Genomic DNA, 15,629 nt, shown 5'->3' with positions numbered 1-15,629 from the left:
CGTTGCTCGATGGAGTGTGAACGTGAACGCTCAGACCACCACCCAAGCCAGCTGGATTACCACCGTCCTCGTCAGCCTTTGCAGCCTGTCGCTGGTCTGGCTGGCGACGCAAGTACCCAGCCACTACTGGCTGGTCGCCGCCCTGCTACCGGGTGTCGTGGTGCATGTCAGCCTGCGCCGCCAGGCCAGCGCGCAGGCGCGGACCCTCTCTGAGGTCCAGGAGAGCGCCATCGCCGTCGGCCAGGCCCAGGAAGCCGAACGCCACGTGCATGGCCTGGCGGAGCTGTGCCGCAACATCGCGCCCATCTGGTCGCAGCAGATCGAAGCCGCCCGCCTCCACACCCAGACCGCCATCGAAGCCCTGAGCGAACGCTTCACCCACCTGGCGCAGCGCATCAGCGCCGTGGTCGGCGTAGATGCGCCGAGCGACGACGAAGCGCTGCTGAAGCTGCTGGCCGGCAGCGAACACGAACTGGAAGACATCGTCAGCCAGTTGCGCCAGGCCCTGGACAGCAAGGAAACCCTGCTCGCCGAAGTGGTCCGCCTCAGCGGCTACACCACCCAGCTGCGCACCATGGCCCAGGAAGTCGGCGACGTCGCCAAGCAGACCAACCTGCTGGCCCTCAACGCCGCCATCGAGGCCGCCCGCGCCGGCGAGGCCGGACGTGGCTTCGCCGTGGTCGCCGACGAGGTGCGCAAACTCTCGACCCTCTCGGAGGAAACCGGCAAGCGCATCGGCGAGACCATCGAGAACGTCAGCACCGCCATCGAACACACCCTGCACGTCTCCAACGAACACGCCAGCCGCGACGCCAGCACCCTGGAAAGCGCCAGCCAGCTGATCCGCCAGGTCATCGAGGATTTCCGCCACGGCGCCACGCGCCTGGTCGAGCACGGCAACACCCTGCACAGCCAGAACCAGGCGGTCGGCGAGGAAATCTCCGAGGTGCTGGTCGCGCTGCAGTTCCAGGACCGCGTCAGCCAGATGCTCGGCCACATGCGCGACGACATCGAGAAGCTCGGCCTGCGCCTGGTCGATGCAAGCGGCCAGGTCGACGCCAGCGGCTGGCTGGACGACCTCTCGCACACCTACACCACGCCCGAACAGCACGCCATCCACAGCGGCCGTCACGGCACGTCCGCCGCCAGCGCTTCCGACATCACCTTCTTCTGAGGACTTCCCCATGGCCAAGACCATTCTCATCGTCGACGACTCCGCCTCGATCCGCCAGGTGGTCGGCATGACCCTGAAGAACGCCGGCTACGACATCATCGAAGGGGTCGACGGCAAGGATGCGCTGACCAAGCTCGACGGGCGCAAGGTGCACCTGATCATCAGCGACGTGAACATGCCGAACATGGACGGCATCACCTTCCTGAAGAACGTCAAGACGCTGGCCAGCTACAAGTTCACCCCGGTGATCATGCTCACCACCGAAGCCGGCGACGCCAAGAAGAGCGAAGGCCAGGCGGCCGGCGCCAAGGCCTGGGTGGTCAAGCCCTTCCAGCCGGCGCAGATGCTGACCGCCGTTTCCAAACTGATCCTGCCCTGAGTCAGGAGGTGCGCCATGCACACCACGTCCCCAGCCACTGACACCCGCCAACTGGTACTCGACGGCGCCCTGAGCATCTACACCGCCGCCGACACCAAGCCCCGTCTCAGCTCGGCCCTGCAGGGCGCCATCGCCCTGGAGATCGACCTCAGCGGCGTCGAGGAATTCGACTGCGCCGGCCTGCAGCTGCTGCTGGCCACCCGCGAGCAGGCACGGCGCATGGACATCGACCTGCACTTCCGTGGCGTCAGCCCGGCCATCTCGGAACTGCTCCGGCTCAGCGGCCTGGGCACGACGCTGCTCGCAGAGGAGAACCACTGATGAACCTCGACAGCGTGATCGGCACCTTCATCGCCGAGAGCCAGGAGCTGCTGCAGCAGATGGAAGATGCCCTGCTGCAGATCGAGCAGACGCCGGACGACGCCGAACTGATCAATGCCATCTTCCGCGCCGCGCATACCATCAAGGGGTCCTCGGGGCTGTTCGGCTTCGACTCCATCGTCGCCTTCACCCACGTCGCCGAGAGCGTCCTCGACCGCGTCCGCGCCGGCGAGGTGCGCTTCGACGGCGAACTCATCGCCCTCATGCTGCAGGTCGGCGACCACCTGGCCGGGCTGATCGGTCACCTCGCCGAGGGCCGCGACCTGGCCGAGCTGCCGGCCGCACACCACGCCCGCGAGGCCGAACTGGTCCAGGCCCTGCGCCGCTACCTCGACAACCAGGCCGAGACGACCCCCGCCGCCGCCGCGCAGTCCCAGGACACCGTGGAGGCCAGCGGCAACGGCCACTGGCACCTGTCGCTGCGCTTCGGCCAGGACACCCTGCGCAACGGCATGGATCCGCTGGCCTTCGTTCGCTACCTGGAGACCCTGGGCAGCATCGTGCATGTCGAGCCGGTGCTCGAGCATCTGCCGGTGCTGGACGAGATGGACCCGGAAAGCTGCTACCTGGGCCTGGAACTGGCCTTCTCCAGCGCCGCCGAGGCGCAAGCCATCGAGGGTGCCTTCGACTTCGTCCGCGAAGACGGCAGCATCCGTATCCTGCCGCCCGGCGCGCCGCTGACGGCGCTGCAAGAGTTGCTGGAACTACGCGCCGCCGAAGGCGCCCTGCAAGTTGAACGCCTGGTGCGTTGCACAAGCTTTGACGCTGCACTGCTGGAGCAGGCCAATGGCTCCAGCGCCGTGGCGCCGGCAACGCACCAAGCGGCCATTCCCGCGTCCGGCGCCGGCGAAAGCCGCGCCGTGGCCAGCAAGGAAGCCCCACGCGCAAACGGTGACACCAACCTGATCCGGGTCGACGCTGCCAAGCTGGACCAACTGATCAACCTGGTCGGCGAGCTGATCATCGCCGGCGCCAACACCCGCATGCTGGCCCAGCGCAGTGGCCTGGCCGGCATGTGCGAATCCGCCGAAACGCTATCGCGGCTGGTCGAGGAAGTGCGCGACAGCGCGCTGACCCTGCGCATGGTGCAGATCGGCGCCACCTTCAATCGCTTCCAGCGCGTGGTCCGCGACGTTTCCAGGGAACTGGGCAAGGACATCGTCCTGCAGGTCAGCGGCGGCGACACCGAGCTGGACAAGACCGTGGTCGAGAAGATCGGCGACCCGCTCACCCACCTGGTGCGCAACGCCATGGACCACGGTATCGAACCGGCCGAAGTGCGCCAGGCCGCCGGCAAGCCGCTGCAAGGCGTGGTGCGCCTGAATGCCTACCACGAGGCTGGCGGCATCGTCATCGAGGTGTCCGACGACGGCGGCGGTCTCGACCCGCAGAAGATTCTCGCCAAGGCCAGCCAACGCGGCCTGATCGGCGAAGGCCAGCAGCTCAGCGACAAGGAGATCTTCAACCTGATCTTCGAGCCGGGCTTCTCCACCGCCGAGCAGATCAGCAACCTCTCCGGGCGCGGCGTCGGCATGGACGTGGTCAAGCGCAACATCACCGCCCTGCGTGGCAGCGTCGAGCTCGACAGCGCCCTGGGCCAGGGCACCTGCGTGCGCATCCGCCTGCCGCTGACCCTGGCGATCATCGACGGTTTCCTCATCGGTGTCGGCCAGGCCAGCTACGTCATCCCGCTGGACATGGTCGAAGAATGCATCGAACTGCCCAGCGAACAGCTCGCCGGCCAGGAGCACCTCGACCTGCGTGGCGACGTCCTGCCCTTCATCCGCCTGCGCCAGCTGTTCGAGGACCAGAGCCAGCCGCCCCGGCGCGAGAACGTGGTGGTGATCAGCTACGCCGGGATTCGCGCCGGCCTGGTGGTGGACCAGTTGCTGGGCGAGTTCCAGACCGTGATCAAGCCACTGGGCAAGGTGTTCTGCCAGGTCCCGGCGCTGAGCGGTTTCACCATCCTCGGCAGCGGCGCCGTGGCGCTGATCCTCGATATCCCCGGCCTGCTCTCGCAAGTCAGCCAAGGCGGCAGCAGCCGCACCCTTTCCCCCTCCGGCAACCTCAGGAGTACTGTGCTATGAACCTGGCAACCCGTATCGCGGCGCTGGTCGCAACAGCGCTGATCGCACTGACCCTGCTGGCCCTGCCAGCGCTGAACACCTACCTGGCCCTGGGCATTGCCCTGCTCGCAGGCGCCGCCCTGGCGTTCCAGGGCTGGCAGCTCAACCGTGCGCTGCAGCTGCAGCTCGGCGGCGAACCGCGTGCACTGCATGACCTCGCCGAACAGCTGGCGCAGGGGGAACTGCCCCGCACGAACCAGCCCCAGGCAGCGCGTGGCTCGCTCCTGCACAGCCAGCAGCAGACTGGCGAACAGCTCGCCGCGCTGCTCGCGGAGCTGAACCGTGTGACCGACGAGCATGCCCGCGGCGACATCGACGCCGTCCTCGACAGCCAGCAACCGGGGGTGTACCGCGAGATCGCCGTGGCGATCAACGCGCTGGTAGCCAGCCATATCGACGTGAAGAAGAAGGCCATGACCTGCGTCCGTGCCATCGCCGAGGGCGACCTGCGCGCACCGCTGGAGCAGTTCCCCGGCAAGAAAGCCTTCATCAACGACACCATCGAGACCCTGCGGCGCAACCTCACCGGCCTGATGAGCGAAATGCGGCACATGTCCGACGAGCACGACAAGGGCGACATCGACGTGGTCATCGATGTGTCGCGCTTCGCCGGCAGCTACGCCGAGATCGCCCAGGGCATCAACGCCATGGTCGCCGGCCACATCAGCGTGAAGAAGAAGGCCATGGCCTGCGTCCAGGCCTTCGCCGAGGGCGATCTGAGCGCATCGCTGGAGCAGTTCCCCGGCAAGAAGGCCTTCATCAACGACACCATCGAGACCCTGCGCGGCAACCTCACCGGCCTGATGAGCGAGATGCGGCACATGTCCGACGAGCACGACAAGGGCGACATCGACGTGGTCATCGACGCCGCGCGCTTCACCGGCAGCTACGCCGAGATCGCCCAGGGCATCAACGCCATGGTCGCCGGCCACATCAGCGTGAAGAAGAAGGCCATGGCCTGCATCAAGGCCTTCGGCGAAGGCGACCTGAGCGCGCCGCTGGAGCAGTTCCCCGGCAAGAAGGCCTTCATCAACGACACCATCGAGACCCTGCGCGCCAATGTCCAGGCGCTGATCGAAGACACCCAGATGCTCAGCCAGGCGGCTCAGCACGGCCAGCTCGACACCCGCGCCGACGCCAGCCGTCATCAGGGCGACTTCCGCCGCATCGTCGACGGCATCAACAGCACGCTGGAAGCGATCATCGTGCCGCTGAACGAAGCCATGCAGGTCATCGCCGGCCTCGCCGAAGGCGACCTGACCCGCACCATGCACGGCCAGTTCCAGGGCCATCTGCACGACCTGCAGCATTCGCTCAACAGCACCGTGGAGAAACTCAGCGACATCATCGGCCAGGTGCACCTGTCCACCGCGACCCTCAGCGGCGCCGCCGAGGAAATCTCCGCCACCGCCCAGACCCTCAGCCACGCCGCCTCCAGCCAGGCCGCCTCGGTCGAGGAAACCAGCGCGGCGATGGAGCAGATGTCCGCCTCCATCGCGCAGAACACCGAGAACGCCAAGGTCACCGATGGCATGGCCGGCAAGGCCTCCTGTGAAGCCAGCGAGGGTGGCCAGGCGGTACGTGACACCGTGGCGGCGATGAAGACCATCGCCGAGAAGATCGGCATCGTCGATGACATCGCCTACCAGACCAATCTGCTGGCCCTCAACGCCGCCATCGAGGCCGCCCGCGCCGGCGAACACGGCAAGGGCTTCGCGGTGGTCGCCGCCGAGGTGCGCAAGCTGGCCGAGCGCAGCCAGGTGGCCGCGCAGGAAATCAGCGAAGTGGCCAAGAGCAGCGTGTCGCTGGCCGAACAGGCCGGCAACCTGCTCGACCAGATGCTGCCATCGATCGCCAAGACCTCCGACCTGGTCCAGGAAATCACCGCCGCCTCCGAGGAGCAGAGCACCGGGGTCAACCAGATCACCTCGGCGATGACCCAGCTCAGCGACATCACCCAGCAGAACGCCGCCGCCTCGGAAGAGCTGGCCGCCACGGCGGAGGAGATGAACGGCCAGTCCGTCCAGCTGCAGCAACTGATGCAGTTCTTCCACCTGGCCAGCCGCGCCAGCGCCGGGGTGACCACTCTCGGTCGCCCGCTGAGTGCCGCGCCGGCGCGCGCAGCGGTGGTGGCGGACGATGAAGAGAGCGGCTTCGTCCGCTACGGGAGCTGAGCCATGGGTGCCCTCGTCGATCTGCCTCTGGACACGCCTGACGGCTGCGCACAACAGCAGCGCCAGTACCTGACCTTCCGCGTACAGCAGGACATGTACGCGGTGGCCAGCCGCTACGTGCGCGAGATTCTCGAGTACGACCAGGTCACCCAGGTGCCGATGATGCCCAGCCTGGTGCGCGGCGTGATCAACCTGCGCGGCGCCATCGTGCCGATCATCGACCTCGCCGATCGCTTCGGCCATGGCCTGAGCCCGCTCGGCGCACGCACCTGCATCGTCATCGTGGAGATCCTCGACGAGGACGAGACCCACCTGATGGGCGCGCTGGTCGATGCCGTCAGCGCCGTGGTCGAGATCGAGGCCGACGCCCTGCGTCAGGCCCCGGCCTTCGGCAGCCGCGTGCGCAGCGAGTTCATCGAGGACATGGCGCGCCTGGACGAACGTTTCATCACCCTGCTGCGCATGGAACAGGTGCTCTCGGTCGAGCAGATCGCGGCCATGGCCGGCCTGCGCAACGAACCCCTTTCCCCCGCTGCAGACGTGCGCTGACGCGCAGGAGCCCTGCCATGACCATCAGCAAGAAAATGACCCTCCTGGTTCTCTCGGCCCTGCTCGGCATCCTGCTGCTGTCGGGTGTGTCCTGCCAGCAGATGAACCAGGTGTTCAACGCCGCCAACTTCGGCAACGTCAACTCGGTGCCCGCCATTACCGCCCTGGCCAAGCTCGGCACGGCGGTGAACATGCAGGTGCAGCTGGTCTACGAACATGTACTGAGCGCCGACGACCAGGCCATGGATGCCGTGGACAAGCTCATCGCCGGCAACCGTGGCGACATCCAGGCCGCCCTCGACGACTACGCCGCTACCATCAGCGATGAGCAGGACCAGCAGCTCTTCGACACCGAGCATCAGGGCATCGACAACCTCCTCCAGGGCATCGACAAGGCGCTGGCCCTGTCGCGTCAGCACAAGGACGAGGCCGCGCGCGAATCCATGCTCGAATTGCAGCACGCGGTCATCGACCCGCTGCGCAGCGCCATCGACAAGCACCGCGACTACAACATCGCCATGGCCAACGACGGCAGCCAACAGGCCCAGGCCAGCCTGCAGCACGCCACCTGGATCGCCATCGTCGTCTCGCTGGCCACCCTGCTGGTCATCGGCCTGTTCGGTGGTTTCATCACCCGCAACCTGCTGCGTCAGCTCGGCGGTGAACCGGCCTACGCGGTGGAAGTGGTCAGCCGCATCGCCGCCGGCGACCTCAACACCGAGGTCAGCACCCGGGACGGCGACACCAGCAGCATGCTGGCCGCGATCAAGGGCATGAGCGAGAAACTGGCGCAGATCATCGGCGAAGTGCGCAGCAATGCCGACGCCCTCACCAGTGCCTCCGAACAGATTTCCGCCACGGCCCAGAGCATGAGCCAGGGCGCTTCCGAACAGGCCGCATCGGTGGAGGAAACCAGCGCCTCGATGGAGCAGATGTCTGCCTCCATCGCGCAGAACACCGAGAACGCCAGGGTCACCGATGGCATGGCCGGCAAGGCCGCGCGCGAGGCCGACGAAGGTGGCCAGGCGGTACGTGACACCGTGGCGGCGATGAAGACCATCGCCGAGAAGATCGGCATCGTCGACGACATCGCCTACCAGACCAACCTGCTGGCCCTCAACGCCGCCATCGAGGCCGCCCGCGCCGGCGAGCACGGCAAGGGCTTCGCGGTGGTCGCCGCCGAGGTGCGCAAGCTGGCCGAGCGCAGCCAGGTGGCCGCGCAGGAGATCAGCGAAGTGGCCAAGAGCAGCGTGTCACTGGCCGAACGCGCCGGTAGCCTGCTCGACCAGATGCTGCCGTCGATCGGCAAGACCTCCGACCTGGTTCAGGAAATCGCCGCTGCCTCCGAGGAACAAAGCGCCGGCGTCGGCCAGATCAACTGCGCGATGACCCAGCTCAGCGACATCACCCAGCAGTCCGCCTCCGCCGCCGAGGAACTGGCCGCCACCGCCGAGGAAATGAGTGGCCAGGCCGAACAGCTGCAGCAACTGATGGACTTCTTCAAGGTCTCGGCCGCCCGCGCCCCGCTCCTCGCCCCTCGCCAGCCGGCGCGCAGCCGCAGCGCCAGCGAAGCCAGTAGCGAGCTGCTCGAGCAGATGATCCCCAGCGGCTTCATTCGCTTCCAGTCCTAGCCCCCAGCCGGGCACCTGCGGGTGCCCGAGGAGCGACCCATGCCCAGTTTCAACCCGGCCACGGCGCCAGACACCACCCAGCAATACCTGACCTTCAGCCTCGGCGAGGAACTCTTCGCCGTCGGCACGCGCAACGTCCGCGAGATCATCGAGTACGGCCGCCTGACCCCGGTGCCGCTAATGCCGGCGAGCATCCTCGGCGTGATCAACCTGCGTGGCGGCGTGGTGCCGATCATGGACCTGCGCCAGCGCTTCGGTCAGCAGCAGACCCAGATCGGACGACGCAGCTGCATTGTCATCCTCGAAGTGGTGCGCGAGCAGATGCAGCAGGTCATCGGCATCGTCGTCGAGGCGGTCAACGCGGTGCTGGAGATTCCCGAGCAGGACATCGAGCCCGCACCCAGCTTCGGTAGCCATATCCCCACCGACTTCCTGCTCGGCATGGGCAAGCTCGACGAGCGCCTGGTGGTGCTGCTGGACATCGGCCGGATTCTCTCGCTCGCCGACCTGCGCCAGCTCGCCACTGCCGCCGCACAACCCGAACCGGCCTGACCCTGGAGCGGCGCCATGACAGCCCTGAGCCTGAACAACCGCGAATTCCAGCAGTTCCGCGACATGATCCACGAGATCGCCGGCATCGCCATGAGCGACGCCAAGCGCCAGCTGGTGGCCGGACGCCTGAGCAAGCGCCTGCGCCATTTCGAACTGAGCAGCTATGGTGACTACTTCCAGCTGCTGATGAAGGACAAGGCCGAGCTGCAAACCGCAGTCGACCTGCTGACCACCAACGAAACCTACTTCTTCCGCGAGCCGAAGCACTTCGAGTTCCTCCGCGAGCGCCTGCAGGACGACCTGCGCAGCAGCCAGCCGCTGCGCGTCTGGAGCGCCGCCTGCTCCAGCGGCGAGGAGCCCTACACCCTGGCCCTGCTGCTGGCCGACTGCCTGCCGTCGCGGCCCTGGGAGATCCTCGCGTCGGACATCAGCACGCGCATCCTCGACAAGGCACGCACCGGCATCTATCCGGAAGAGGACGCCAGCGGCATCCCCCGCGAGCTGCTGCATCGCCACTGCCTGCGCGGCACCGGCAGCCACAGCGGCATGTTCACCCTGGAGCCGGCATTGAAGCGGCGCATCGGCTTCCGCCAGATCAACCTCAACAACGCCCTGCCGGATGTCGGTGTGTTCGATGTGATCTTCCTGCGCAACGTGATGATCTACTTCGACCCGCCGACCAAGCGCCAGGTGGTGCAACGTCTCTGCGCACGGCTGCGTCCCGGTGGCTACTTCTTCGTCAGCCACTCCGAAAGCCTGCACGGCATCAGCGACGAGTTGCAGTCGCTGCGCCCCTCGATCTATCGCAAGCCCCATGCATAACTCGGACGGCGTCATCGAAGTGCTCCTGCAGCCAGGTGACCTGTACTTCGGCGACCGTCGCACGCGCATCCGCACGCTGCTCGGTTCCTGTGTGTCGCTGGTGCTGTGGCACCGCGGCGAACGCATCGGCGGCATGTGCCACTACATGCTGCCCAGCCGCCGCCACCCCGGCAGCCGGCTCGATGGGCGCTACGCCGACGAGGCCCTGCACCTGCTGCTGGAGAAGATCCGCGCCAGCGGCAGCCAGCCGCAGGACTACCGCATCAGCCTGTTCGGTGGCGGCAACATGTTCGGCGAGCTGTGCCAGCGCAACATCGGCCAGAGCAACGTGCGCGCCGGCCTGGAGCTGCTCGCCGCCCACGGCCTGAAATGCCATGAACGACATGCTGGTGGCGATGGCTACCGCAACCTGATTTTCGATGTCTGCAGCGGGCACATCGCACTGCGTTGCCCCACGTCCCAACAGATCGCCACCCGGCGCTACGAGGCCCCCACGCCATGAAGAACACCAAGGTGTTGATCGTCGACGACTCCGCAGTCGTCCGCCAGGTACTGAGCGCCGGCCTTGCCGAACACACGGGCATCGAAGTCATCGGTGCCGCCGCCGACCCGCTGTTCGCCATGGACAAGATGCAGCGCAACTGGCCCGACGTGATCGTGCTGGACGTGGAGATGCCTCGCATGGACGGCATCTCCTTCCTGAAGAAACTGATGGCCGAGCGCCCGACCCCGGTGGTGATCTGCTCCACCCTGACGGAGAAGGGTGCCGCCACCACCATGGAGGCCCTGGCCGCCGGCGCGGTGGCCATCGTCACCAAGCCGCAGGCCGGGCTGCGCCAGTTCCTCATCGAAGCCACCGAAGAGCTGGTCGGCGCCATCCGTGCGGCGGCCCAGGCCCGTCTCAAGCGCCTCGGCCCGGCAGCGCCGGCGGTGCAGCCCAAGCTCAACGCCGATGCCATCCTGCCTGCCGCCAGCAGCGGCGCCATGACCCGCACCACCGAGCGCATCATCGCCATCGGCACCTCGACCGGCGGCACCCAGGCACTGGAACACGTGCTCACGGCACTGCCACGGGTCTGCCCCGGCATCGTCATCGTCCAGCACATGCCCGAGCGCTTCACCGCCGCCTTCGCCGAGCGCCTCAACGGCCTGTGCCAGATCGAGGTCCGCGAAGCCCGCAACGGCGACCGGGTCATGCCCGGTCGCGCCCTGATCGCCCCCGGCGGGCGCCACATGCTGCTCAAGCGCAGCGGCGCCCAGTACGTGGTCGAAGTGGTCGACGGCCCGCCCGTCAGCCGCCACAAGCCCTCGGTGGATGTGCTGTTCCGCTCCACCGCCCGCGCCGCCGGCGCCAACGCCACCGGCATCATCATGACCGGCATGGGCGACGACGGCGCCCGTGGCCTGCGCGAGATGCACGAGGCCGGCGCCATCACCTACGGCCAGGACGAAGCCACTTGCGTGGTCTACGGCATGCCCAAGGAAGCCAGGAAACTGGGGGCGGTCGACCGCGAAGTGGCCCTGGAGCAGATTCCCGCCTGCATCCTGCGCAACGAACGCGGCTGAGCGGCCTTTGCCCGTCTGCCTCGGCGGGCGTAGAATCGAGCGATTGCTCGCCGGCATCACCGGCGGGCCCGTGAGCCCCGGCCGCGCGAGAGGTGATCCCGTCTCGTCATGCAGCCCCCCTACATGCGGCGATCAGCTGCCCGACGACGCTCACCGCACACACCTCCGAATTAGCCGCAGGACCCGACCATGCCTGATTACCGCTCGAAGACCTCCACCCACGGCCGCAACATGGCCGGCGCCCGCGCCCTGTGGCGCGCCACCGGGATGAAGGACGAAGACTTCAAGAAACCGATCATCGCCATCGCCAACTCCTTCACCCAGTTCGTGCCCGGCCACGTGCACCTGAAGGACCTCGGCCAGCTGGTCGCCCGCGAGATCGAGAAAGCCGGCGGCGTGGCCAAGGAATTCAACACCATCGCCGTGGACGACGGCATCGCCATGGGCCACGACGGCATGCTCTATTCGCTGCCGAGCCGCGAGATCATCGCCGACTCCGTGGAGTACATGGTCAACGCCCACTGCGCCGACGCCATCGTCTGCATCAGCAACTGCGACAAGATCACCCCCGGCATGCTGATGGCCGCCCTGCGCCTGAACATCCCGGTGGTGTTCGTCTCCGGCGGCCCGATGGAAGCCGGCAAGACCAAGCTGGCCAGCCACGGCCTGGACCTGGTCGACGCCATGGTCATCGCCGCCGACTCCAGCGCATCCGACGAGAAGGTCGCCGAGTACGAGCGCAGCGCCTGCCCGACCTGCGGCAGCTGCTCCGGCATGTTCACCGCCAACTCGATGAACTGCCTGACCGAAGCCCTGGGCCTGTCCCTGCCGGGCAACGGCTCCACCCTGGCCACCCACAGCGACCGCGAGCAGCTGTTCCTGCGCGCCGGGCGCCTGGCCGTCGAGCTGTGCCAGCGTTACTACGGTGAAGGCGACGAGTCGGTGCTGCCGCGCAACATCGCCAACTTCAAGGCGTTCGAGAACGCCATGATGCTCGACATCGCCATGGGCGGTTCGACCAACACCATCCTGCACCTGCTGGCCGCCGCCCAGGAAGGCGAAGTGGCCTTCGACCTGCGCGACATCGACCGTCTGTCGCGCAAGGTCCCGCAGCTGTGCAAGGTGGCGCCGAACATCCAGAAGTACCACATGGAAGACGTGCACCGTGCCGGTGGCATCTTCTCCATCCTCGGTGAGCTGGCCCGTGGCGGCCTGCTGCACACCGACGTGCACACCGTGCACAGCCCGAACATGGCCGAGGCCATCGCCCAGTGGGACATCACCCAGACCCAGGACGAGGCGGTGCACCACTTCTTCAAGGCGGGCCCGGCAGGCATCCCCACCCAGACTGCGTTCAGCCAGTCGACCCGCTGGGACAGCCTCGACGACGACCGCGCCGAAGGCTGCATTCGCAGTGTCGAGCACGCCTACTCGCAGGAGGGCGGCCTGGCCGTGCTGTACGGCAACATCGCCCTCGACGGCTGCGTGGTGAAGACCGCCGGCGTCGATGAGTCGATCCATGTCTTCGAGGGCACCGCCAAGGTGTTCGAGAGCCAGGACAGCGCGGTGAAAGGCATCCTCGCCGACGAGGTGAAGGCCGGCGACATCGTCATCATCCGCTACGAAGGCCCGAAAGGCGGCCCGGGCATGCAGGAAATGCTGTACCCGACCAGCTACCTGAAGTCCAAGGGACTGGGCAAGGCCTGTGCCCTGCTCACCGACGGCCGTTTCTCCGGCGGCACCAGCGGCCTGTCCATCGGCCACGCCTCGCCGGAAGCGGCTTCGGGCGGCGCCATCGGCCTGGTGCAGGACGGCGACAAGATCCTCATCGACATCCCCAACCGCAGCATCAACCTGCTGGTATCCGATGAAGAGCTGGCATCGCGCCGCAGCGAACAGGACCAGAAAGGCTGGAAGCCGGCCGCACCCCGTGCGCGCAAGGTGACCACCGCCCTCAAGGCCTACGCCCTGCTCGCCACCAGCGCCGACAAGGGCGCCGTGCGCAACAAGGCGATGCTCGACGGCTGACCCCGCGTTGCGACATGAAAAGCCCGGCCTTGCTGGCGCAGCGTTGTTCATTTGAGGTTGCACAGGTTTGGCTCCCCTCTCCCATTTATGGGAGAGGGGCTGGGGGAGAGGGCTGAAATGCAGCAAAACTGCCAGTTTCCCCCTCTCCCTAACCCTCTCCCCAAAGGGGCGAGGGGACTATCGCGTCCGACCAACGCTTAAAGGAACAGCACTACGACCTTGCTGCCGGGCTTTTTCTTGCCCAAGGTTTTGCATCTGCGCTCGTTCGCCAGCAAGCTGGTGCCTGCACCCTGCTCAGGAGCCCGCCATGCGCATCGGCCTGATCGCCGACACCCACAACCTGCTGCGCCCCGAGGCGCTGGCCGCGCTGCAGGGTGTCGACCATCTGCTGCACGCCGGCGATATCGGCGGGCCGCACATCCTGGCCGAGCTGGAGCGCATCGCGCCGCTGTCGGTGGTGCGTGGCAACAACGACCAGGACGCCTGGGCCGACACCATCGCCGATCAGCTGACGCTGGACTTCGGTGGTGTCCGGCTGCACATGCTGCACGACCTCAAGCAGCTGGATGTCGACCCGGCTGAGCAGGGCATCGACGTGGTCATCGCCGGCCACTCGCACAAGCCCCTGCAGGAGACGCGCGACGGCGTGCTCTACCTCAACCCGGGCAGCGCCGGACCACGGCGTTTCAAGCTGCCCATTGGCGTGGGCATCCTGCATATCGAAGGCGGCCAGGCAAGGGCCGAGCTGATCACCCTGCAGGTCTGATCCCCCCGCATGCCGGCGTAGGGTGGACGACGCTTCACCCGTCCACCGTCCCAGCGACCACCACCACCCAAAGGCCCCTTGAAAAACGCCGCCGCCGAGACCATCTAGGCAGGTAGCGCTTTTTCAATGTCTCGATGGAGATTTGCATGACCCTCGACGAGCTCAACGCCATTGCCGGCGTGACCGCCAAGCCCGACGTCGCCACCGCCGACTTCGTCTACAACCACACCATGATCCGCGTGAAGGACCTGCAGAAATCGCTGGACTTCTACACCCGTGTGCTGGGCTTCACCCTGCTGGAGAAGAAGGACTTCCCCGAAGCCGAATTCAGCCTGTACTTCCTCGCGCTGATTGCCGACAAGTCGCAGATCCCGGCCGACCCGGCCGCGCGCCACCAATGGCGCAAGTCCATCCCCGGCGTGCTGGAGCTGACCTACAACCACGGCACCGAGCAGGACCCGGAGTTCGCCTACCACAGCGGCAACAGCGACCCGCGCGGTTTCGGCCACCTGTGCGTGTCGGTACCGGACATCAAGGCTGCCTGCCAGCGCTTCGAAGAGCTCGGCGTGGACTTCCAGAAACGCCTGACCGACGGCCGCATGCGCGACATCGCCTTCATCAAGGACCCGGACGGCTACTGGGTGGAAATCATCCAGTTCACCGACGTGCAGTGATCGTCGCGCCCGCGACATCCGACGAGGGGCTGCCTCCTGCGAGGCAGCCCCTCGTTCGTCGAGCCACTCAGCTCACGCCAACGTAGCGGTCGGCACGGTGATTGATCGCCAGCACCAGGTTGAGCATCACCGCGCCCAGCACCGACAGCAGCACCTTGTCCGGCGAGACCACGAAGATAGACGCCAGCACGATGCTGGCGTCGATGCCCATCTGCACCGCCCCTGCCCGCAGGCCGAAACGCTCCTGCAGGTACAGCGCGAGGATGTTCACCCCGCCCAGGCTGGCGCGGTGGCGGAACAGCATGAGCAGGCCCAGGCCCATGGCGGCGCCACCGAACAGGGCGGCGTAGACGGCATCGAGCGCGGCGAAGGCGACCCAGTGCGGGGTCAGCTCCGCCAGCAGCGAAACCAGCAGCACCGCACAGCCGGTACGCAGGGTGAAGCCCCAGCCCATGCGCCAGATGCCCAGCAGGTAGAACGGCAGGTTCACCAGACAGAACACCAGGCCGAAGGGCCAGCCGGCCTGATAGTTGGCCAGGAAGGCGATGCCCACCGTCCCGCCGGTCAGCAAACCGGCGTGAGCGTAGAAGGTGATCCCCAGGGCCACCAGGGCGGTGCCGAACAGCAGCGCCAAGGCATCCTCCCACAGCGGGTGGCGAACGAAGAGTGCGGCGACGGCGCTCGGGCGCTCGTCGACGGGCGATTGCTCAGTCATCGAAAAACCTGCATCAGGGTGCACGAAAGAGGTGATGGCAGAGGCAAGGCGGTGGCCGTCGCGCCGCACGCGGGAAGCGGGTGGCAGGGACG

The 15,629-nt window shown here is 67.0% G+C and carries 14 protein-coding genes and 2 pseudogenes; 15 read left to right on the top strand and 1 reads right to left on the bottom strand.

The annotated features are described in order from the left end of the window. Positions 1-22: 22 nt before the first annotated feature. The 15 genes and pseudogenes from EPK82_RS09375 to gloA all read left to right on the top strand — a co-directional run bounded on the left by EPK82_RS09375 (position 23) and on the right by gloA (position 14,822). The gene (locus tag EPK82_RS09375; RefSeq protein WP_279634990.1) at positions 23-1,174 is read left to right on the top strand and encodes a methyl-accepting chemotaxis protein; all 1,152 of its coding nucleotides are present in this window, start codon (positions 23-25) and stop codon (positions 1,172-1,174) included. A 10-nt stretch (positions 1,175-1,184) separates the two neighbouring features. Then, entirely contained in the window at positions 1,185-1,553 is a 369-nt protein-coding gene (locus tag EPK82_RS09370) for a response regulator (protein WP_037056485.1), read from the top strand. Between the two features lie 15 nt (positions 1,554-1,568). Then, positions 1,569-1,874, top strand: a complete 306-nt coding sequence (locus tag EPK82_RS09365; protein WP_134676401.1) for an STAS domain-containing protein — start codon at positions 1,569-1,571, stop codon at positions 1,872-1,874. Beyond that, positions 1,874-4,021 (top strand): chemotaxis protein CheA, encoded by a 2,148-nt coding sequence (locus EPK82_RS09360; protein ID WP_134676400.1) that lies wholly within the window; start codon positions 1,874-1,876, stop codon positions 4,019-4,021. Before EPK82_RS09365 ends, EPK82_RS09360 begins: the two co-directional genes overlap by 1 nt. Beyond that, on the top strand, positions 4,018-6,234 hold the full coding sequence (locus tag EPK82_RS09355; RefSeq protein ID WP_134676399.1) for a methyl-accepting chemotaxis protein: 2,217 nt from the start codon (positions 4,018-4,020) through the stop codon (positions 6,232-6,234). The genes EPK82_RS09360 and EPK82_RS09355 overlap by 4 nt, the downstream gene beginning before the upstream one ends. A gap of 3 nt (positions 6,235-6,237) precedes the next feature. Then, entirely contained in the window at positions 6,238-6,783 is a 546-nt protein-coding gene (locus EPK82_RS09350; protein ID WP_134676398.1) for a chemotaxis protein CheW, read from the top strand. 17 nt (positions 6,784-6,800) lie between these two features. Next, positions 6,801-7,325, top strand: a pseudogene (locus EPK82_RS25245) (MCP four helix bundle domain-containing protein); the annotation flags it as partial. Positions 7,326-7,457: 132 nt separating this feature from the next. Further along, positions 7,458-8,414: pseudogene (locus EPK82_RS25240) on the top strand (methyl-accepting chemotaxis protein); the annotation flags it as partial. Between the two features lie 39 nt (positions 8,415-8,453). After that, entirely contained in the window at positions 8,454-8,966 is a 513-nt protein-coding gene (locus EPK82_RS09340; RefSeq protein WP_037055181.1) for a chemotaxis protein CheW, read from the top strand. Positions 8,967-8,981: 15 nt separating this feature from the next. Then, positions 8,982-9,788 carry a CheR family methyltransferase gene (locus EPK82_RS09335; RefSeq protein ID WP_047588035.1) on the top strand — a complete coding sequence of 269 codons (807 nt, stop codon included), beginning with the start codon at positions 8,982-8,984 and terminating at the stop codon, positions 9,786-9,788. Beyond that, positions 9,781-10,290 carry a chemotaxis protein CheD gene (locus EPK82_RS09330; protein ID WP_134676396.1) on the top strand — a complete coding sequence of 170 codons (510 nt, stop codon included), beginning with the start codon at positions 9,781-9,783 and terminating at the stop codon, positions 10,288-10,290. The genes EPK82_RS09335 and EPK82_RS09330 overlap by 8 nt, the downstream gene beginning before the upstream one ends. Next, positions 10,287-11,354: a protein-glutamate methylesterase/protein-glutamine glutaminase gene (locus EPK82_RS09325; RefSeq protein WP_134676395.1), complete on the top strand. Its 1,068-nt coding sequence runs from the start codon at positions 10,287-10,289 to the stop codon at positions 11,352-11,354. The genes EPK82_RS09330 and EPK82_RS09325 overlap by 4 nt, the downstream gene beginning before the upstream one ends. A 189-nt stretch (positions 11,355-11,543) precedes the next feature. Next, on the top strand, positions 11,544-13,382 hold the full coding sequence (ilvD, locus tag EPK82_RS09320; protein WP_134676394.1) for a dihydroxy-acid dehydratase: 1,839 nt from the start codon (positions 11,544-11,546) through the stop codon (positions 13,380-13,382). A gap of 307 nt (positions 13,383-13,689) precedes the next feature. Then, the gene (locus tag EPK82_RS09315; RefSeq protein ID WP_037055188.1) at positions 13,690-14,148 is read left to right on the top strand and encodes a metallophosphoesterase family protein; all 459 of its coding nucleotides are present in this window, start codon (positions 13,690-13,692) and stop codon (positions 14,146-14,148) included. A gap of 146 nt (positions 14,149-14,294) precedes the next feature. Continuing rightward, complete coding sequence (gloA, locus tag EPK82_RS09310) at positions 14,295-14,822, top strand: lactoylglutathione lyase (RefSeq protein ID WP_134676393.1); 528 nt, start codon at positions 14,295-14,297, stop codon at positions 14,820-14,822. A 67-nt stretch (positions 14,823-14,889) separates the two neighbouring features. Here gloA and EPK82_RS09305 read toward each other — a convergent pair whose 3' ends face one another. Then, positions 14,890-15,537: a YitT family protein gene (locus EPK82_RS09305; protein ID WP_134676392.1), complete on the bottom strand. Its 648-nt coding sequence runs from the start codon at positions 15,535-15,537 to the stop codon at positions 14,890-14,892. Positions 15,538-15,629: the final 92 nt, after the last annotated feature.

Origin of the sequence: Ectopseudomonas khazarica, assembly GCF_004521985.1 — a bacterium.
Lineage (GTDB): Bacteria > Pseudomonadota > Gammaproteobacteria > Pseudomonadales > Pseudomonadaceae > Aquipseudomonas > Aquipseudomonas khazarica.
This window is presented reverse-complemented; position numbering and strand designations above follow the sequence as displayed.

Coding starts and splice junctions, on each gene's coding strand:
- EPK82_RS09370 (WP_037056485.1), top strand. CDS start 1,185: ATGGCCAAGACCATTCTCATCGTCGACGACTCCGCCTCGATCCGCCAG.
- EPK82_RS09365 (WP_134676401.1), top strand. CDS start 1,569: ATGCACACCACGTCCCCAGCCACTGACACCCGCCAACTGGTACTCGAC.
- EPK82_RS09360 (WP_134676400.1), top strand. CDS start 1,874: ATGAACCTCGACAGCGTGATCGGCACCTTCATCGCCGAGAGCCAGGAG.
- EPK82_RS09355 (WP_134676399.1), top strand. CDS start 4,018: ATGAACCTGGCAACCCGTATCGCGGCGCTGGTCGCAACAGCGCTGATC.
- EPK82_RS09350 (WP_134676398.1), top strand. CDS start 6,238: ATGGGTGCCCTCGTCGATCTGCCTCTGGACACGCCTGACGGCTGCGCA.
- EPK82_RS09340 (WP_037055181.1), top strand. CDS start 8,454: ATGCCCAGTTTCAACCCGGCCACGGCGCCAGACACCACCCAGCAATAC.
- EPK82_RS09335 (WP_047588035.1), top strand. CDS start 8,982: ATGACAGCCCTGAGCCTGAACAACCGCGAATTCCAGCAGTTCCGCGAC.
- EPK82_RS09330 (WP_134676396.1), top strand. CDS start 9,781: ATGCATAACTCGGACGGCGTCATCGAAGTGCTCCTGCAGCCAGGTGAC.
- EPK82_RS09325 (WP_134676395.1), top strand. CDS start 10,287: ATGAAGAACACCAAGGTGTTGATCGTCGACGACTCCGCAGTCGTCCGC.
- ilvD (WP_134676394.1), top strand. CDS start 11,544: ATGCCTGATTACCGCTCGAAGACCTCCACCCACGGCCGCAACATGGCC.
- EPK82_RS09315 (WP_037055188.1), top strand. CDS start 13,690: ATGCGCATCGGCCTGATCGCCGACACCCACAACCTGCTGCGCCCCGAG.
- gloA (WP_134676393.1), top strand. CDS start 14,295: ATGACCCTCGACGAGCTCAACGCCATTGCCGGCGTGACCGCCAAGCCC.
- EPK82_RS09305 (WP_134676392.1), bottom strand. CDS start 15,537: ATGACTGAGCAATCGCCCGTCGACGAGCGCCCGAGCGCCGTCGCCGCA.